The organism is Photobacterium panuliri, assembly GCF_059920555.1.
Genome location: NZ_CP197192.1, coordinates 3,431,284 through 3,449,875, shown reverse-complemented (window position 1 = coordinate 3,449,875; position 18,592 = coordinate 3,431,284). Strand labels below are relative to the sequence as shown.

Below are 18,592 nucleotides of genomic sequence, written 5' to 3'. Positions count from 1 at the left end.
TAGGGTATTAACCTGCCATTTGTTTTTCTTTGATCTCTGCCAGTGTCTTGCAGTCAATACATAGTTCTGCAGTAGGGCGAGCTTCTAGGCGGCGGATACCGATTTCGATACCGCAAGAGTCACAGAAGCCGAAATCGTCATCTTCGATACGTTGAAGAGTCTTCTCGATTTTCTTGATTAGCTTGCGCTCGCGGTCGCGGTTGCGCAGTTCTAGGCTGAACTCTTCTTCCTGGGCTGCTCGGTCAACCGGATCAGGGAAGTTCGAAGCTTCATCCTGCATATGGTTGACAGTTCGGCCAACTTCTTCGCGTAATTGGTTACGCCAAGCGCCAAGAATTTTGCGAAAATGGTTAAGCTGCGCTTCACCCATATACTCTTCGCCGGCTTGTTCTTGGTATGGCTCAACCTCAGCAATAGCCAGGATGCCCAGCGATTTTTTTACTTTGCTCTCTGGCATATAGCATCTCCTAATATACCTGTATAACCGTCACTGGTTAATTTGGGGCGGTATCTATAGCAGAAAGGGTCTGGTGTGGCAATCGCTGCATATATTCAATTTTATACCAATGTGAAGAAACCATCACTTTGGTCGTGCTACTGGTTGAAATTTATGCGTCGCTCAAGATAGATATCATACTGTGTCAATACCGCTTTGTAACACAGGATTTCTACGCCGGCCTTTTCTGCTTCTTGGATTAATGAAAAATAGTCCGGGTCTATATGGTGGGCCACAGAAACATTTTCAATCCCTGAATGCAAAATTGCGAAAAAAAGTATGGCACGGTTTCCGCTTTGTGCCATGTCTATTAATTCCCTCAGGTGCTTTTGCCCCCGAGTGGTCACTGCGTCGGGGAAATAGCCCCGATCCTCTTCCAGCAACGTGACGCTTTTCACTTCAATATAGCAGTCAGGTTTCCCTTCTGCCTGCAGCAAGATATCTATCCTGCTGTTTTCTTTACCATACTTCACTTCTGTACGGAGGGAAGAATAGCCACTTAATTCTGTGACAGTATCGCGATTTATTGCTTCCGCGACTAACCGGTTTGCCTGCACGGTATTGACGCAAATAGTGTGTCCCTGTGCGGTTTCCGCCAGTTCCCAGCTGCAGGGGTATTTGCGCTTGGGGTTGTCGGACGTCGAGTACCAGACGGTGTTGCCCGGCTCGGCGCAGCCCGTCATGGCGCCGGTATTGGCGCAATGGATGGTGGTGACGGAGCCATCGGGCAATGTGACGTCGGCCAGAAAGCGTTTGTAGCGTTTGATCAGGGTTGCCTGTTGCAGCGGCGGGGAAAATTTCATCTTTCTTCCTTTAATTGGGGGCCAGCGGCCAGTCGGCGATGCAGGTATAACGAACACCGCCACCGTGAGGGGCTGGCTCGGAAATATACAGCCCGAACCGGCGAAAGTGAAACCGGAGCGGGAGCGTGGACATTGGGGAAGTTGGTTTGCCGGGAACGGATTTCGCGAGGGTGATATGGGGAAGGTAGGGGCGGTGTTCGGTGGGTAGGCCACAGGCCGCAGTGGTATCTCGGAGCTGGCTGGCCAGATCCTGCAGGGCCGGGGGAGGTGATGAGGTGCCGAGCCAGAGGATACGGCTGCGAGCCCAGTAGCCTAGTTGATCGAGGCAAATATGGAATTGGGGGACTGGGGCTATCCGGGCGGCGGATAGCTCAAGGGCCTGCCGCACTGCCGGTGCCACACTGCCGACAAAGGCCAAGGTGATATGAAGGTTGTCGAGGGGGACGGGACGGCAGTTTCGGGGCAGGCCCGATAGGGTTTGGCGGAGCTTCGGGTAATCCGCGCTGTTTTTGTCCGGCTCAAGAGCAAAGAACAGCCGCTGTTTTTTCTCTTTCATGGCAGTAAGGTACAATTGGGTTTGAATTGAATATGACACAAGGTGCTCCCATTGTCACAGCTGCCAATCGATGACGTACTGCCGGATTTGCTGGCCCGCCTGCAAACGCATTCCCAACTGATCCTTAAGGCCCCGCCGGGGGCGGGTAAGTCAACCCGCCTGCCGCTGGTTTTGTTGCAGCAGGCTGCGCTTGAGGGGCGAATTGTCCTGCTTGAGCCCCGTCGGTTGGCGGCGCGCAATATTGCCCGTTATCTGGCGTCCCAGCTTGGGGAGAAGGTCGGGGAGACGATAGGCCTGCGGGTGAGGGGAGAGACAAGGGTCAGCACCCGCACCCGGCTCGAAATTGTGACGGAAGGCGTCATGACCCGGATGCTGCAGCAGGATCCCGAGCTTGAAGGGGTTTCATTGCTGATCTTCGATGAATTCCACGAGCGCAGTATCCATGCCGATACGTCGCTGGCTCTGGCGCTGGAAGTGCAGGAGGCACTGCGTGACGATCTCCGGATCCTCGTCATGTCGGCCACTCTTGATGAGGAGGCACTGAGCGAGCTTCTGCCTGAGGCGGCTTACGTGGAGTCGCAGGGGCGTTGCTATCCGGTATCATTTCGCTATAAGACGTTGTCAGAACAGACCCATTGGCTGGAGCCAGCTAGTCGGGAGGTGATATCGCTATTGGGGCAGGAGCCGGGGTCGATGCTGGTATTTTTGCCCGGCGCAGGAGAAATACGGCGCATGGCGGAGCTGCTTGCCGATAAGGTCGGCGAGGAGGTGATAGTCGCTCCTTTATATGGCCAGCTTAGCGGCGGCGTCCAGCAGCAGGCGATCACCCCGGCCCCTAGCGGCCAGCGCAAGGTGGTGCTGGCGACCAATATTGCCGAGACCAGCCTGACGATTGAGGGGATCCGGTTGGTGGTTGACTGCGGGTATGAGCGTATTGCCAAGTGGGACCCGAAAACCGGGATCAGCCGGCTGGACGTGGTGAGGATTGCCCGTTCGTCTGCCGAGCAGCGTGCCGGCCGAGCCGGGCGACTGGAGCCGGGAGTCTGTCTGCGTCTATACAGCGAGGAGCAGTTGTCACGTCAGCCTGCCGTGCCGCAGCCCGAGATCCTGCGTGCGGATCTGACGTCGCTGGCGATGGAGCTTGCCCAGTGGGGCTGCCTGGATGCCCGCGATCTACGCTGGCTGGACACACCACCGTCTGTCACGTTGCAGCAGTCTCGACAGTTGCTGTTGATGCTCGGTGCGCTGGACGAACGTGGCCAGTTGACCGATAAAGGGCGGCAGATCCAACAGTTCGGTGCAGAACCTCGCCATGCGGCAATTCTGGCAGCGGGCCAGGCATTCGGTGGTGGTGCAATCGCCACAGCCGCGATGATGGTCGCCCTGCTCGAGGAGCCGCCGCGCGGGCAGGCCAGCCCCGATCTCCATTTCCAGTTGTCGCTGCTTGAGGATGGCCGCTTGGCCAAGGGCAAGCAGTATCTACAGCGTGCCGGCCAGCACCTGGCCAAAATGAATGCGAGCGGACAGCCCCTGCGACTCGACAGCAGCTGGTTGGCGCCTTTGTTGGCGGCGGGTTACCCTGACAGGATAGCGCTGTCGCGAGGTCTTGACGGGCGCTACCAGCTGGCCAATGGCCAAGGGGCGATGCTGATGCCCGATGAGCCGATGGCGGGTGAGTCGATGCTGGTGGTCGCGGATATTGTCAAAACTCGGCAGGGTGACAGCCGGATCTTCTCGGCGCTGGCGGCGGATCTGGATACGCTCCGAGAGGCATTGCCGGATATGTTCTGCGAGCGTGAATGGTTGGATTGGGATGACGGCAAAGGAAGGCTGGTGGCCGAGAAGCAGCTGTGCTGCGGCAAGCTGATCTTGGCTCGGGCTGCAATGGCCGAGCCGGATCCGGGCAAGGCCAGCGAGGCGCTGCTCAATGCGATAGCCCGCAAGGGGCTGGGCGTTCTGCCGTGGAATGAGGCGACAGAAAATCTTCTTGTCAGGGTGCGTTGTGCAGCCGAGTGGCTGCCAGAGCTGGGTTTGCCTGCGATGGATGAAGACAGCTTGCTGATGAACCTCGATGAGTGGCTGCTGCCTTATATGCAGGGGGTTAAAACCCTTAAAGCTATCGACAAAATTGACTTGCTTGCCGCACTCGAGGCTCGCCTCGGCTGGCATAATAAGCAGGCATTGGATGCGGCACTGCCAACCCATTACCAAGTGCCGACCGGCTCGCGCTATGCCATTCGCTACCAGCTGGGCCAGCACCCCGTACTGGCGGTAAAGCTGCAGGAAATGTTTGGCGAGCAGGCATCACCGATGATTGCTAACGGCAAGGTGGCGGTGGTGCTGGAGTTGCTGTCACCGGCCCAGCGGCCATTGCAAATAACCCGCGATCTGGCTGCGTTCTGGGCCGGATCATACCGAGAAGTGCAGAAAGAAATGAAGGGGCGCTATCCTAAGCACCCGTGGCCGGATGATCCGGCAACCCATGCACCGACCCGCAAAACCAAAAAGTATATGTAGAGTGCGATCATGATGATTGACGAACAGATAGCGGCGCACAAACGACTTGCGCCGCCCAAGGCGGCTCCTAAGGACGGGGCTAAAAAGACCCCGGCTCCGCGCAAAAGCCCGGCAGCCAAGAAACCTGCCGCGAAGAAAACGGCCAAGAAAAAAACACCCCGCAAGGCGGGATCTCGCAAGTCAGGCAAGGGAAAGTTTCCGCAGCTGCCCGGCTGGTTTAAAAGCCTGTGTGGGCTGGGTATCAAGCTGTCGATAGTGCTGCTGGCTGTACTGCTGGTGGTCGGGATTTACCTGGATAACATCGTACGAAGTAAGTTTGACGGTCAGCTGTGGAATTTACCGGCGGTTGTTTACGGGCGGGTACTCGATTTGGAGCCCGGGAAGGCCATTACCTTGTCTGAGGTGCGCCGTGAATTGGATTTGCTGCATTATCACAAGGTTCGGACACCGCAGCGCAACGGCGAGTACTCCTCCTCGAAAACCCGGATAGAGCTGATCCGCCGGCCGTTCGAATTTGACGATGGGCCCGAGGGGGCAAGGCATGTCATGTTGGTGTTCGATGGCCATGGCCTGCGCCGGATAGAAGAGGTGGGCAGCAAGCGTGAACTGGGCTATTTGCGCCTTGAGCCGAAAATGCTCGGGATGCTGGGGACCAAAGAGGGCGAGCAGCGGATTTTCATGCCTCGCGAGCAGTTCCCCGAGGTGTTGGTGGATGCCTTGCTGGTGACCGAAGACCGGGATTTCTACCATCATGGCGGGGTATCGCCTTGGGCAATTATCCGGGCGATGATGGTCAACCTGCAGGCGGGACGCACCGTGCAGGGCGGCAGTACCTTGACCCAGCAGTTGGCTAAGAACATCTTCCTGACCCGGGAGCGGACCTTGTGGCGGAAGATCAGCGAAGCCTATATCGCGATGATCATCGATTATCGCTACAGCAAGGATCGGATTCTCGAGGCCTACCTCAATGAGATCTACCTCGGTCAGAACGGCGGCAAGGAAGTGCACGGTTTTGCCCTTGGTGCCCGGCTTTATTTCGGCCGTCCGTTGCAGGAGCTGAGGATTGACCAGCAAGCCCTGCTGGTGGCGATGGCCAAGGGGCCGTCGTACTACAACCCGTGGCGAAATCCCGAGCGGGCCCGCGAGCGGCGCGACTTGATCCTGAGGCTGATGATGGACAACGGCACCCTGGATGGGGCGCAGTATGAGCAGGCGGCGTCGCGGCCATTGGATGTTCAGTCCCGGCCGATGATTGCCAGCAGCCAGCCGGCCTATTTCCAGCAGCTCCAGCGGGAGCTGAAGGCCAAGGTCGGGGATAACTTCACCCCGGGTGTGGGGTTGCGGGTATTTAGTACCCTCGATCCGCTCTCTCAAAATGATGCGGAGCAGGCGGTGCAAAAAATGCTGCCGCAATTGGCCAAGAAGGCCGGGGTGGATCTCGAAACGGCACTGGTTGCCGTCGACCGCCGCAGTGGCGAGATCCGGGCGATGATTGGCGGGAGCCGGCCGGGGTATGCCGGGTTCAACCGGGCTCTGGATGCCAGCAGACAGATAGGTTCATTGGCCAAGCCTGCGGTATATTTGGCAGCACTGCGCCAGCCGGGGAGCTTCAGCTTGGCCACGACTATTGATGACAAGCCGATCAAAATAGGAGGGGGGCGAAACCAAATCTGGCAGCCTCGCAACTATGATCGTAAGTTCCGGGGCGAAGTGCCTCTTTATTACGCCCTTGCCAAATCCCTGAATGTGCCGACGGTAAATCTCGGGATGGCGGTAGGCTTGGGCAAGGTTATCGATACCTTGGTTGAGCTTGGGGTCGAGCGTAACGAGATCCCTGAGCTGCCATCAATATTGCTAGGTTCGTTTACCCTGACACCGCTGGAGGTATCGCAGATGTACCAATCGGTGGCGAGCGGTGGCCGCAGGGCTCCTCTGACCGCGCTGAGGGCGGTGGTTGAGCAGCAGGGCAAGGTGCTTTACCGATCGATGCCCAAGGCGTCGCAGGTCGTTCCTGAACAGGCAGCATGGCTGACGACCTACGGGATGAAAAATGTGGTATCGCAGGGAACGGCCCGCTATCTCCAGCCTCAGTTTGGTTGGGCGGCCCTGGCTGGCAAGACGGGTACCACGGACAATAACCGTGATAGCTGGTATGTCGGCATTGATGGCCGCGAGGTCGTTACGGTATGGATGGGGCGCGATGACAACCAGTCGGTTAACCTGACCGGATCGGCCGGTGCCTTGCGGTTGTACGGGGATTACCTGTCACGCCGACAACCAGAACCCCTGCGTTTGGCATGGCCGAGCAAATTGATAACGGCCAAGTACAACCGCTTGCCGAACGGCACCCTGACCCGAGACTGTGCCGGGGCATATTCGCTGCCGGTGTGGGACAAGAATGGAAAAGTTAAGGCTTACTGCGAAACCAGCCAGCCGGCAAGGTGGATTCAGGATATGTTCGGGCTATAGCGCCTGAATGTGGTTGTTTCATTCTTGCTGTTATCTCATACCCCGCCATTGGCGGGGTATTTTTTTGCGCTCGCCGGCACTCTTAGTCGTCAGGGTCAAAATAGAAGGAAATCCTGACGCGGGGGTTGAGGTATGTCGCGACGTGTTCCGGCAGTTTGTGCGGCGCGATGGCCTGCTCGATACGGATATCGCTCTCTTCCAGATCAATGATCGGTGCTTCGTTGGAGGGAACGCTCGGATCGTAGAGCAGGACATTGGGGTGGAGTAGGTTATCCGAATTGACGGACATCACTAACCCTAGCTGTTGGTTGGACAACTGGACAACGCTGCCCGGCGGGTAGACGCCCAGCAAGCGGATCAGCTGGCCGAGGTAGTCATTGTTGTATTGTTCCTTTTGGTACTTGAACAGATACGACAGTGCGCTGTATGGGATTTTGGCCTTTTTCGGATCCTGCGGGTGGCAAAGCCTGTCGTAGGCATCGACAACGGCGACAAGCTGCGCATAGGGGGAAATCTCCTCGGCCGTGAGCTGGTTCGGATAGCCGCTGCCGTCGATGAGCTCGTGGTGCTGGGCCAAAATCGGCTTGGCTTCTTCGGGGAAGGTGCTGCTGAGATTGGCAAAGTCGAGGCTGTATTTGGTATGGAGCTTGAAGTAGTTCTCTTCCGGCTCAGTCAGCGGCGTTGTCTTGCGGAGAATCGCACTGGGTATTTTTAGTTTACCCATATCATGGAAAAGCGATCCGATGGCGATTGTTTTGATTTCTGCGGCGTCCAGTCCGCATGCCCGCGCGACCATCATCGACATAATGGTGACATTCAGCGAGTGGCAGTAAATATCTTCGTGCTTTTTGTTGTCGCTCATCAGGTGCAGCGCCACGCTGTCGGCGTCGAGCAGGGCGTCGACCATCTCTTCGACCAGCATCTCAGCTTCCTTGATGGCATTGAGCGGCCGGTTTTTCAGTTTGGTCATGATGGAGCGAAGCTGCGCCATTGAGCGGGTGAAGTTCTGTTCGCAGCGTTGATACTTGAGCTTGTAGTTTTTCAGCCGGGAGATCCTGGCTTGCTTTTCTTGCCACAGCATCTCGGCTTGTTTGGCGAGAAACTGGCTTTCTTGATCGCTGATCGCATCATCCTGGGTGTCTGGCGCTAAAGGCGTCGTTTCGCTTTTCTCTGGAATGAGGTAGACGAATTTTATCCCGAGATTCTTGATTAACCGGATCTGCTGCGGGTCTTTGATAAGAAAGTGATTACACAGGAAAGGGTGATCCGTCCATTGAAGGGGCAATTTGATGTACAGCCCCTGAGTTAACTGTTCAATAGAGAGTTTTACTGTGGCCATATGTCCAACTAGATTTATATTGCACATAAAAGAGTTACACCCGGTTATAAATCCGGGGTATTGGAGATTATACGAGATGTGTCTCTAGCGCTAAATTATTTTCACTTAGTGCTAGGCGGGAACACTTTTTTCATATGGATTGGGACTAAATTGACCCGTTTGTCTTGATGGGAAAATTGATGCAAAAAAAAACCTCATCCGAGGATGAGGTTTCAAAGATGGTGCCGACTACCGGAATCGAACTGGTGACCTACTGATTACAAGTCAGTTGCTCTACCTACTGAGCTAAGTCGGCGTTTTATTCTTATTATTCAAGCCTTGCGGCTTAAACTAGAAAGTGGCTCCCCCTGCAAGACTTGAACTTGCGACATACGGATTAACAGTCCGCCGTTCTACCGACTGAACTAAGGGGGAATTGTCTTTTTATACTTGCTGCTTATGCACCAAGTTGAAATATGGTGCCTCGAGGCGGAATCGAACCACCGACACGGGGATTTTCAATCCCCTGCTCTACCGACTGAGCTATCGAGGCAGAAGCAGTGATGGTTAAGTCTCTGCTTTGCTAAATAATGGTGCCGACTACCGGAATCGAACTGGTGACCTACTGATTACAAGTCAGTTGCTCTACCTACTGAGCTAAGTCGGCGCCTAATTTTGTTTACCGTTCCTGCCATAGGGCAGGGCAGTAGAAAGTGGCTCCCCCTGCAAGACTTGAACTTGCGACATACGGATTAACAGTCCGCCGTTCTACCGACTGAACTAAGGGGGAATTGTACTTCGTTGCTTGTCGTCTTCGACACCAAGCTAAAATATGGTGCCTCGAGGCGGAATCGAACCACCGACACGGGGATTTTCAATCCCCTGCTCTACCGACTGAGCTATCGAGGCAACGGGGCGCATTAAACTGGTTTTCGGACTTTTCGTCAATGGTTTTTTTGAACAAATATTTTGAGTTCTGATTTTTTGTTCTTTTTGGTGTGTTTTTGTGGTTTTTTTGGGCTGATGGTGTGTTCAGGTATTACCTAATGCTCTGGTTTCACGATCGAGTGCCCGGCTAAGAGCTGGACGTTTACTGATGAATTGACGGTACTTTTCTAATTTTTCAGGAAGTTTTTGATCAAATTTAGCTGCCCAGTTGAGCGTGTGGGCCAAGATGATATCGGCAACGGTTGGGAACTTGCCGAATAAATAGCCAGTTTCGCCCAGTCGGGATTCCGCGGTTTGCAGCGCGCGTTTAAATTCCCAGCTGGCCACCGAGAGCATTTCGGGGAGTCGAATGGCTTCCGGTAAGGCAAAGCGGTGTTTTCCCATCGACCAAAGCGGTTGTTCCAGCTCTGTGGTGGTAAAGCATACCCATTCATGGTGCTTGGCTGAGTCGGCCGTTCCCGGTTCTGGTAGCCAGTGTGGCCCGTAGCGCTCTGCCAGATAGAAGCAGATTGCCGCCGACTCGGTGATAACGATACCGTCGTCATTGAGGCAGGGGACTTTGCCCTGTCGGTTAAGGGCGAGGTAGGGGGCTGAGCGGTGGGCGTTGTGGGAGAAGTCGACTAATTGGTATTGCCAATCAAGCCCCAGCTCTTCGAGTAGCCATGAGACACGCAGTGAGCGGGTGCGGGGGTAACCGTAAAGAGTGATCATTTGCCATCCTTGAAGGAGTACAGAGTCATGACTTTAAAGTTAGTCCAAAAAAAACACCCGTCAGGGTGGTTTTTGGCAAGGTCTGCAACGGTGGCGTTATCGTTTTTTCCTCGGTCCACCAGCGGCAGGCTGGGGTATCGCCCTTGCTCCGGCACCAAGTGAAAAAAAACCGCAGCGGGGCTGCGGTTTAGCTTTTAGTGTGCCGGGTTCAACGTTGGCGAATCGTGAATTTGCTGATCCACGTATTGAGCTCATCAGCGAGTTGCGACAGGTTCGAGCTACTCTGCTGGCTCTGGGTGACGACCTCACTGAGCTGGCGGCCGCTATCGTCAATCATGTTGATACGTTCGGAGATATCATTGCTGACCTGAGTCTGCTCGGCCGCCGCCGAGGCAATGTGGTGGCTCATCTCGGTGATCGACTCCAGTGCCGAAACGATGTTTCCTAGCGCCGAGGAGGCCTGCTGAGACTGCTGGACGGTAGTTTGGCTCGTCTCTGCACAGATCCCCATGGTTTGGATTGCGTTCTGTGATGCCTGCTGGAGATTGGTGATCATCTGCTGGATCTCTTTGGTGCTGTTCTGGGTTCTCCCCGCGAGGTTTCTCACCTCGTCAGCAACCACGGCAAATCCACGCCCTTGCTCACCGGCACGGGCGGCCTCAATGGCGGCATTGAGGGCGAGCAGGTTGGTCTGTTCGGCAATGTCGCCAATCACGACCAGCACCTTGGCGATGTTGTTGACGTCGCTGTCTAGTGCCGATACCGCCTGGCTGGCGGCATTGAGCTCGTTGGCCAATCCCGCGACATTGCCAACAGTGGCATTGATCAGTGCCTGGGTATGCTGGCTTTGGTTGTCCGCATCTTTGGTGCTGATGGCGCTGTCATTGGCTGCGTCGGAGACATTGGCGTTGGAAGACGCCATCTCGGTCATTGCCGTGGCTATCATCTCGGTGGCCTGTTGCTGGGTTTCGCTGAACTCGGCAATTTGCCCTGAGCGGATGCGGGCGTCATCCAGTTCTTGGTGCAAGGAACGGATTGAGAGCTCGAGGTGCTGGATGAGGTTTGCCAGCGAGAAGCTCATCTGCTGAACGGCATAGTAGATACTGCCACGGGGGGCCGACTCGGCGAAGTGGGTATAAATCTGCCCGTCAGCCACGGCCTGCACCGCAATGCGGACATCTGTCGGTTCACCGCCAAGCAGGGCGAGCATACGTTTAATGGCCGTCAAAAGCAGGGTGATAATGCTGCCAGCGACAAACAGGCAGAGCAGCAATTGCCACTGTGCTGTAGACCAGAACCGTGCGTTGACTTCTTGTAAGCCGATACCGGTCCCCACGACCCAGCCCCAGTGCGGGGTTTTCTTGGCAATCGACAGCTTTTGCTCGACAGTGCCATCAGGCAATTTCTGGTGCCAGGTATATTCGATCAACTGGTCGCGGCTGCTGCCTAGTTTGCGCTGGATCAGGGCGCCGATACTGCCGCCATCGGCATCTTTGAAGTCGTTGAAGCTGGTGCCGTGCAACTGGGGATCAAGTGGGGCGGCAATGAAGGTCATGTCGGCGTCGACAACGTAGACATATTCATTGTCCTTGTAGAGGTTGTTGCGCAGCAGGCGTGTAGCCAAGGCCTTGGCCTCATCTTCCGTCAATGTCCCATCCTGGGCCATTTTCTCCACTTCGGTGAGAATACTGTAGGCACTGTTGAATAGCTCGGTTACCCGCGCTTTGTTGTCCAGATTGCTGGCCATACGCATTGTCCAGAGCCCTGTTGCGCTCATGGCAATCAGCGCCAGCAAGACAAGAGCAGCTAGTGCAAAGGCTTGGTGCTTGAGTTTCATGGTCGTAGCTATGCTGTAGAGTTAATTTAAGAGGCGCTACTTATAATGACTCGCTATTGTTTTGTAAACATATTCTGTATATCCCCGGTTGCTTATGACGTAATTGGGCTTTTCCCTGCAGGGCCAATGCCATTGGGGTATTAATTCGGCCGTGGTGTAACTATCAATTCGGATGATTTTGACCTGCACAAATTATCTTTGCTTCATTATTGGAAAAGATTATCAAAATCAAATGCAAGTGATAATTGATATCATTATCGCATGTGTGTATGATGCGCCCGTTATTAGTAGATTTTTGCTCTGCCAGTTGTCAATTCGAAGTGTTGTAGTGGGTTGTGGTTAATGAACATTCGTCTCGTTGGGTTTGCTTTTTGTTGTAGTTTCTTGTCATTGATTGCCAATGGTGAGGATCTTACTGACGATGCGGGGCATGACCATTACCATTGGCTGCGCGATGACACACGGCAGTCCCTTCCTGTCTTGGCTTTTTTGCGCCGAGAGAATGCACATACCCATTCAGTGCTTTTACCCCAGCAGCCATTGGAGGCTGAACTGTTGCGCGAGTGGCAGGGGCGTATACCCACCCAGAGTTATAAGCCGTGGTCTTTGCGAGGCATATATAACTACCGTGTAGAGAACAGCGGGCACCGTTATCAGCTGCTACGGCAGGATGCAAAGACGTACGGGGTCAAGCCGATCATCGATCTCGGTCAGCGTGCTGCTGATTCTGCGTATTATCGGCTGGGCGGTTGGAGTAACAGTCCTGATCACAGATATATCGCTCTGGCCGAGGATCACCGTGGGGATCGCAACTACCGGCTGACGGTTCTCGATACCCAGACCGGGAAAGTCAAACTATCAGGGGTCACCAACGCGGCCTCGGATATGGTGTGGGGGACGGATAGCCGTAGCCTGTACTGGGTCGAGAATGAGCTGACGACGCTTCGTCCCTTCAGGGTGATGCGCTGGTCGCTTGATGATGGCCAGCAGCAGGAGGTATACCGTGAACCGTCAGCGTCTTGGCTGGTGTCTGTCTATCCCGCCACATCGGGAGAGAGCGCCTTTGTCCAGAGCAACAACCATGACTCGAGCGAGCAGCGTGTGTTGGATTTGGCCAGTGGTGAGATCGGCAACGAGCTGCGCCCCCGTCAGCAAGGTATCGAATATTATGGCGATATCCGTGACGGGTCGCTATACCTCAAGAGTAACGTGTCAGGTGAGATGGCGCTTTACCGGACGGCCCTGACTAACCCTCAGGCAATGTGGCAGCGAGTATGGCAACCGGAGCGCGGGCAGTACCTTAAAAGCTGGTATCTGTACCCGGGGAGTATCGTGCTGGAAGTGGCCGAGCAGCAGCTCAGCCAACTGGTGGTTCTCGATGATCAGTTCAGGGTTCGTTATCAGCGCCAGATCACGCCAACGGGCGGGATCGCCTGGCTGTCCGGCAACAATAGCCAGTTTGGCCAGAGCGTTCGGATCCGAAGCATGTCCATGGCACAGCCTCCGCAATGGCTGGAGCTGGACCTGCAGGATTTATCGTTGACGATCATCGGCGGCGATAGCTATGACAATCTTGATCCTGCTAATTACCGCAGCGAGCAGTTGGTCGTCAAGCACCAAGGTGTCGCCGTGCCGGTATCGTTAGTTTATCGGCCAGATCGCCTGACCCCGCAATCCCCGGTTGTCCTGTATGGCTATGGGGCCTACGGTACACCGATGCGGCCTTATTTTATCCCTCAGATCATGAGTTTGCTTGATCGCGGGATGATCTATGCCATTGCCCATGTCCGGGGTGGGGGCTACCTCGGACCTGATTGGCACCAGCAGGGGCGGGGTGTCAACAAGCCAAATACTTTTGCCGATTATATTGCCGTGGCCCAAGCGCTGAAGCATTACCGCAACGGCCGGCAACGTCCGCTGCTGGCGATGGGTGGCAGTGCCGGCGGAACGCTGGTCGCTGCGGCAATCAACCAGCAACCCTCGCTGTTCAAGGCGGCAGTCCTGCAGGTGCCGTTTGTCGATGTGATGGCGACGATGTCCGATCCCTCTCTTCCTCTGACGTTGCAGGAATATGGCGAGTGGGGCGATCCCCGCCTGCCCGCCGAGCGTGCGGTTATCGCCGGGTACAGTCCTGTCGATAATATCCGTTCCCTGCCTTACCCGCCCATGTTGGTGACCGCCGGGCTATATGATAGCCAGGTCCCTTATTGGGAGCCGGCCAAATGGGTCGCTAACGTTCGCGATGCCAGCACATCCGCGGGGCCATTTTTGCTGAGTACCAACATGGAAGGCGGCCATAGACCGGACCGCCGTCATGCCGAGCAGCAGCAGGCCCGTGAGTATGCCTTTTTGATCTGGCAAGCCACGTTGGCCGGTATTCATAACAGTACCTGATCCCCTTTACTGACTCTTTCTTGCCTGACTCTGGCCGTCTTTATGGTGCCGGAGGGGCGTCGTTTTGCCTATTTCCACCCATTCATCAATATAGATGCGGAGAACTATCATGCAGCTCAAGCCGATCCCATTGGCTTTCATGTCGATATTTGCGCTTTCCCCGAGCAGCCAGGCCGCCACCGACGTGACGGAATTTGCCCCGGTTATCGTGACAGCCAACAAGGTTGAACAGCCCTTGTCCAAGACCAATGGCTCGGTGGCTGTTGTGACCAGCGAGGAGCTTGAGCGAGAGGGGGCGACAGAGCTCTACGATGCGCTGAGCAACGAGCCGGGGGTGAGTGTCTCGGGTGGTGCGGGGCGTCCGCAGAATATTACGATCCGCGGGATGTCGGGTAACAGGATTGCGGTCGTCAAAGATGGCGTTCGGGTTGCCGATGGCTACGGGGCCAACGATATCAACGATGTCGCCGGGTTCAACAGCTTTGATCTTGGTGACATCAAGCAGATTGAAGTGGTCAAGGGGGCCGGATCGTCGCTCTACGGCTCCGGAGCGATTGGCGGGGTGGTCGTGCTGACCTCGAAGTCGCCGGAGGATTATCTGGGCAACGATGACAGCTATATGGGAGTAGAGGCTGGCTACTCGGGGATCAGCGACAAATACACCACGGCCCTGACAGCCGCCAGACGGCTGGGCAATACCGATCATCTGTTGCGCCTGAGCTACTGGCAAGGCAGCGAAACCAAGAACCATGCCGAGAACCTCTACCAGCGAGAGATTGACGGATTCAATGCCGCCCTGACAAGCGAGTGGTTCGTCAATGATGCCTGGCTGCTTAAAGGCAAGGGCGAGTACTACCGCCAGAATGCGACCCGAAGGGACGGTATCGCCCCGGTGCAGGAGGACGGTGGCGGCTGGCAGAGCAAAACCTTCCTCGAGGACAACGAGACCAGTACCTTGCTGGCCAAAGTCTCGGCCGAGTGGGCAGGACGGGGGATCTTGGCGGATCAGGCTGCATTGAGTGCCTACTACCGCCATACCGAGAATAATGGCGACAAGGATATCGCGATGCACCGGAAACAGGAGGGGCTCGAGTATCAGCGCCGCCAAATGGAGAGCCGCCAGTTCACCGATACCTTGTACGGGGCGTCGGCCGAGATGCTCAAGCAGGGGGAGACAGGGGGGCTGAGCCACCACGTTGCCTGGGGGATAGAGCTGGAGTGGCTCGAGCATCAGCGCCCGATCCAGAAAACCCTGATCGACTGGAACGGCAACCGCCCGAAAACCTACGCGCCGTTCGCGGCGGCGACGACCCAGCGGGCCGGTCTGTACCTCCATGACGTGATTGATTTCGGGGCGTGGAATATTACCCCGAGCCTGCGGTTTGACTACCAGCACTTGTCGCCGAGCCACAGTGCCAGGATTGGCAGCTACGACGTCAAAGAGTCGACCAGCAGCGAGCTGTCGCCGAGCCTGTCGGTTGGCTACCAGTGGACGGATACGTTCAATACCTACCTGAGCTACAACCACGGCTTCCGGGCCCCGTCCTACGACAAGGCATACGGGTACGTGCCGCACCTGTCGAGCGGGATTGCCAATTTTATCATCAAGCCGAACGCCGATCTCGAGGCCGAAACCAGCGACAACATCGAACTGGGCAGCAAGTACGACGATGGACGACTGTCTGTCTATGCGGCCGTGTTCTATTCCGTGTTCGACAACTTCATCAGCTACAAGACCACCGGCTGGAACGATGAGCTCAAGGCGTCGGAAGTCCAGTACCTGAACCTGGACGGGGTGAAGACCTATGGTGCCGAGCTCACGGCCGGTTATTGGCTGGCCAGCAGTGTGGAAGTGGTGACCAAGCTGGGGATTGTCGACGGCGAAGACGACCAAGGTGAGCCTATCCGCAATCTGACCCCGCTTGAGGGCAATACCCAGATCAACTACCACGGCGGGGTCGATGCCTTTGTCCGGGTCAATTATGCCGCTTCGATAGATCGGGTGCCGTCGTGTACCAACAGTATCGGGATGAAAGCCGAGTGCGCAACCACACCGGGCTGGATGAGTGTCGATATGGGGGCGGGCTATGACATTACCCCTGATTTCCGGGTCAATGTGGCAATCAACAACCTGTTCGACAGCGAATATACCCGTTACCAGGATGTGGCCGGGGTCAGCAAGGGCAACGTGCTGTATTCCACCGAGCCGGGCCGTTATTTCAATATCAATGCCAAGTACAGCTTCTAAGGGGGCGTGATGAAAACAAGTTTTGTCGCGGCTGCTATCGCTGCTTGCATACCTGCCGTTAGCTTGGCGTCACCGGTCCACTTGGAGTATCCGTTGGAGGCTCAGGTGATCAAGGCGGCTGATGATGCCCTGCGTCTGGTTCAGTCGCGCTATGGCGATACCGACAGCATGGTACTTACCGGTACGGTGTCCAGCCTGCTCGGGACCCATTACCACTTTGCCCAGGCCAACAGCAAGGGGGAGCCCTGCAAGGGGGCTCTGGTGGTCTCGACCGGCAGGGACGGCCAGCTCTATCGGGTGTTCAACACCCTTGTTGTCAACCCCAGGGCGTGTGACGCCAATCTCCCGCTGGCACCGCGCCCGCATACCTTGGTTGAGCCGCCCGAGGGGGAGGCTGTGACCGCATCGCTGACGGTGTTCGACCCCGATCCCCGCACCGCGACGGGGCGGGCGTTGGAAGACGGCCAGAGCAATGTCGACAATATCGTCGTGCCGGCAGAGGCCTACCGTACCGTCGATGATATCGAGGTGACTCGGGCCGGGGGGAAACTGTATCTGGCCAATAGCCGTGTTACGGCTGTGGATATTACCCATATGTTTGGGGAGGCCGTGTCTCCACGGCAGGGGATCGTGTCGGTTGATGAAGGGATGCCGTTCGCTTTTCGCCGTGAGCAGGCGGCGTTTCGTGATGTGAATGCGTTCTACCACCTTGACCATTCGCTGCGGTACTTGGAGACCCTGGGTTTTGTCGGGGGCAAGGCCCTATTTACTGCGCCGCTCAAGATTGATGCCCAGGGGGAGGCCGGCAACAACTCTACCTACCTGAGCGATATCGATGTGCTCTCGATGGGGACTGGCGGGGTGCCGGATAGCGAAGATGCAGATGTGGTGCTGCACGAGTTTGCCCATGCGATCACCGAGCGCCTGACGCCGGATTGGCAGGGCGGCGACACCGAGGCGATGGGCGAGGGATTCAGTGATTACTGGGCTGGGGCATACAGCTACTGGGTGCAGCGCGACCGGGCGGTGAAGTTCGAGCCGGACCTGTTCGGTAACTGGGATGGGATCACCGGGGCATTGAAATCGCGGCGCTCGCTCAATGATGCCGATGCCCGTTATTACCCCGAGTTTGATTATCGTGCCCATGTGTCGGTGATGGGCACGCTGAGCGACGAGCTGTGGTCTACGCCGCTGTTTCAGACTCTGAAGCAAGCCGTCGAGGTTTACGGCGAGGGTGCGTTTGATGAATTCAACCGGATTGTCCTGGAGGGGCAGGCCGGGATTGGTTATGGGGCCAAGATGCACGACGTGGCCCGTTCGACCGTTGATGCTGCGGCTCGGCTCTATCCGGATAAAGACTACGCCGTTTTTCTCGAAGCGCGTTTTAAAAACCACCAAATTCTGCGTGATGATGTGATGCTGGCTCAAAGCAGCAACCTGCTCCGCAGCCCTGACGGCAAGCGCGTGGTGTTGCCAGCGGCGCTGGTCAATACCAGCGGCCGTCAGCTTGTCGGTTACCGCTCTGATCTGTCACTTCCTGCTTTGGGCTGGAGCCGCACAGTGCGCCACGAGGGAGTGGCCGATGGCCATAGCCATTCATTGGGCGAGGCTCTGACGCTGCCGGTAACCTTGCAGTGCGGTGACGAGCTGGTCCTGGCAGCAGAAACAGCCGCCAGTCATTCGTCGGCCCTGCAACCGTTCACTAGCCGCCAGCAGGTGAACTTTATCTATGGCGAGCCGCAACTGGCGATAGCGCCACAGGTGCTAGACCAAGCGCTGGCCGATGCACGCCCGGCCCCGCTTGGCGACAAGATTGTGCTGGGAGACAACCTCTATGCATTGAAAGTGGATGATGGAGCCGGGGTAGTGGGTAATGATTTTGCCATTTACCTTTCGTTGAGCCATGAGCGCCTGTCTGATCTCAAGGTAACCGTCCGTGCGCCGTCCGGGCGCAGTATCACCCTGATGGGCAACCAAGCACTACCGCTGGCAAGCCATGAGTACCTTTATACCATTGCAAACACCCCTGCTTTGGAACAATGGGCCGGCGAGCCGCTGGCCGGCAACTGGACCCTGGATATTACCGATCGTGTCGCTGGCAATGTTGGTGAAATCCACCGCTGGGGGATCGGGCCGGTCACCGGATACCAATGCGCAGCAGCCAGCGGAGACGGTGATAAGGGTACTGTCGCTCCCGCAGCGGGGGCGTCGGGGGGCAGCCTTGGTCTGACCGGTCTGCTGGCGAGCTTATTCCTTGCTGGTGTACGCCGAAGAATTAAACGATAACGACAGAGA

General features: G+C 56.4%; 11 protein-coding genes and 6 tRNA genes. 5 read left to right on the top strand and 12 right to left on the bottom strand.

Annotated features, from left to right (window positions below; all coding sequences use genetic code 11):
- Positions 1–7: 7 nt before the first annotated feature.
- The 3 genes from dksA to thpR form a co-directional block, all read right to left on the bottom strand.
- Complete coding sequence (gene dksA, locus ACSF8X_RS15905) at positions 8–457, bottom strand: RNA polymerase-binding protein DksA (protein ID WP_047878635.1); 450 nt, start codon at positions 455–457, stop codon at positions 8–10.
- 137 nt (positions 458–594) lie between these two features.
- Positions 595–1,299 carry a DNA/RNA nuclease SfsA gene (gene sfsA, locus ACSF8X_RS15900; RefSeq protein WP_047878636.1) on the bottom strand — a complete coding sequence of 235 codons (705 nt, stop codon included), beginning with the start codon at positions 1,297–1,299 and terminating at the stop codon, positions 595–597.
- 10 nt (positions 1,300–1,309) lie between these two features.
- Positions 1,310–1,894 (bottom strand): RNA 2',3'-cyclic phosphodiesterase, encoded by a 585-nt coding sequence (thpR, locus tag ACSF8X_RS15895; RefSeq protein ID WP_500850391.1) that lies wholly within the window; start codon positions 1,892–1,894, stop codon positions 1,310–1,312.
- 12 nt (positions 1,895–1,906) lie between these two features.
- Between thpR and hrpB the strand changes: the two genes are divergently transcribed.
- Complete coding sequence (gene hrpB, locus ACSF8X_RS15890) at positions 1,907–4,372, top strand: ATP-dependent helicase HrpB (RefSeq protein WP_500850390.1); 2,466 nt, start codon at positions 1,907–1,909, stop codon at positions 4,370–4,372.
- A 9-nt stretch (positions 4,373–4,381) separates the two neighbouring features.
- Positions 4,382–6,841 carry a penicillin-binding protein 1B gene (gene mrcB, locus ACSF8X_RS15885; protein WP_500850389.1) on the top strand — a complete coding sequence of 820 codons (2,460 nt, stop codon included), beginning with the start codon at positions 4,382–4,384 and terminating at the stop codon, positions 6,839–6,841.
- Positions 6,842–6,923: 82 nt separating this feature from the next.
- Here the strand turns inward: mrcB and ACSF8X_RS15880 are convergent, their stop codons facing one another.
- From ACSF8X_RS15880 to ACSF8X_RS15840, 9 genes are all read right to left on the bottom strand, one after another.
- Positions 6,924–8,180 carry a cyclic di-GMP phosphodiesterase gene (locus tag ACSF8X_RS15880; RefSeq protein ID WP_047878638.1) on the bottom strand — a complete coding sequence of 419 codons (1,257 nt, stop codon included), beginning with the start codon at positions 8,178–8,180 and terminating at the stop codon, positions 6,924–6,926.
- Between the two features lie 219 nt (positions 8,181–8,399).
- Positions 8,400–8,475 (bottom strand) — tRNA-Thr (locus tag ACSF8X_RS15875).
- A gap of 43 nt (positions 8,476–8,518) precedes the next feature.
- Positions 8,519–8,594 (bottom strand) — tRNA-Asn (locus ACSF8X_RS15870).
- Between the two features lie 42 nt (positions 8,595–8,636).
- Positions 8,637–8,712 (bottom strand) — tRNA-Phe (locus tag ACSF8X_RS15865).
- A gap of 38 nt (positions 8,713–8,750) precedes the next feature.
- A tRNA-Thr gene (locus tag ACSF8X_RS15860) sits at positions 8,751–8,826 on the bottom strand.
- A 47-nt stretch (positions 8,827–8,873) separates the two neighbouring features.
- A tRNA-Asn gene (locus ACSF8X_RS15855) sits at positions 8,874–8,949 on the bottom strand.
- A gap of 43 nt (positions 8,950–8,992) precedes the next feature.
- A tRNA-Phe gene (locus ACSF8X_RS15850) sits at positions 8,993–9,068 on the bottom strand.
- 123 nt (positions 9,069–9,191) lie between these two features.
- Complete coding sequence (locus tag ACSF8X_RS15845; RefSeq protein ID WP_047878639.1) at positions 9,192–9,818, bottom strand: glutathione S-transferase family protein; 627 nt, start codon at positions 9,816–9,818, stop codon at positions 9,192–9,194.
- Positions 9,819–10,026: 208 nt separating this feature from the next.
- Entirely contained in the window at positions 10,027–11,655 is a 1,629-nt protein-coding gene (locus tag ACSF8X_RS15840; protein ID WP_047878640.1) for a methyl-accepting chemotaxis protein, read from the bottom strand.
- 342 nt (positions 11,656–11,997) lie between these two features.
- On the opposite strand from ACSF8X_RS15840, the gene ACSF8X_RS15835 reads away from it, so the two are divergent.
- From ACSF8X_RS15835 to ACSF8X_RS15825, 3 genes are all read left to right on the top strand, one after another.
- Positions 11,998–14,049 (top strand): prolyl oligopeptidase family serine peptidase, encoded by a 2,052-nt coding sequence (locus tag ACSF8X_RS15835; protein ID WP_500850388.1) that lies wholly within the window; start codon positions 11,998–12,000, stop codon positions 14,047–14,049.
- A gap of 109 nt (positions 14,050–14,158) precedes the next feature.
- Positions 14,159–16,297: a TonB-dependent hemoglobin/transferrin/lactoferrin family receptor gene (locus ACSF8X_RS15830; protein ID WP_500850387.1), complete on the top strand. Its 2,139-nt coding sequence runs from the start codon at positions 14,159–14,161 to the stop codon at positions 16,295–16,297.
- A 9-nt stretch (positions 16,298–16,306) separates the two neighbouring features.
- Complete coding sequence (locus ACSF8X_RS15825; RefSeq protein WP_500850386.1) at positions 16,307–18,583, top strand: proprotein convertase P-domain-containing protein; 2,277 nt, start codon at positions 16,307–16,309, stop codon at positions 18,581–18,583.
- Positions 18,584–18,592: the final 9 nt, after the last annotated feature.

Excerpts from the sequence above, each read along its gene's own strand:
- ACSF8X_RS15840 (WP_047878640.1), bottom strand. The coding sequence starts at position 11,655 with ATGAAACTCAAGCACCAAGCCTTTGCACTAGCTGCTCTTGTCTTGCTG.
- sfsA (WP_047878636.1), bottom strand. The coding sequence starts at position 1,299 with ATGAAATTTTCCCCGCCGCTGCAACAGGCAACCCTGATCAAACGCTAC.
- dksA (WP_047878635.1), bottom strand. The coding sequence starts at position 457 with ATGCCAGAGAGCAAAGTAAAAAAATCGCTGGGCATCCTGGCTATTGCT.
- ACSF8X_RS15880 (WP_047878638.1), bottom strand. The coding sequence starts at position 8,180 with ATGGCCACAGTAAAACTCTCTATTGAACAGTTAACTCAGGGGCTGTAC.
- ACSF8X_RS15825 (WP_500850386.1), top strand. The coding sequence starts at position 16,307 with ATGAAAACAAGTTTTGTCGCGGCTGCTATCGCTGCTTGCATACCTGCC.
- ACSF8X_RS15835 (WP_500850388.1), top strand. The coding sequence starts at position 11,998 with ATGAACATTCGTCTCGTTGGGTTTGCTTTTTGTTGTAGTTTCTTGTCA.
- mrcB (WP_500850389.1), top strand. The coding sequence starts at position 4,382 with ATGATGATTGACGAACAGATAGCGGCGCACAAACGACTTGCGCCGCCC.
- ACSF8X_RS15845 (WP_047878639.1), bottom strand. The coding sequence starts at position 9,818 with ATGATCACTCTTTACGGTTACCCCCGCACCCGCTCACTGCGTGTCTCA.
- ACSF8X_RS15830 (WP_500850387.1), top strand. The coding sequence starts at position 14,159 with ATGCAGCTCAAGCCGATCCCATTGGCTTTCATGTCGATATTTGCGCTT.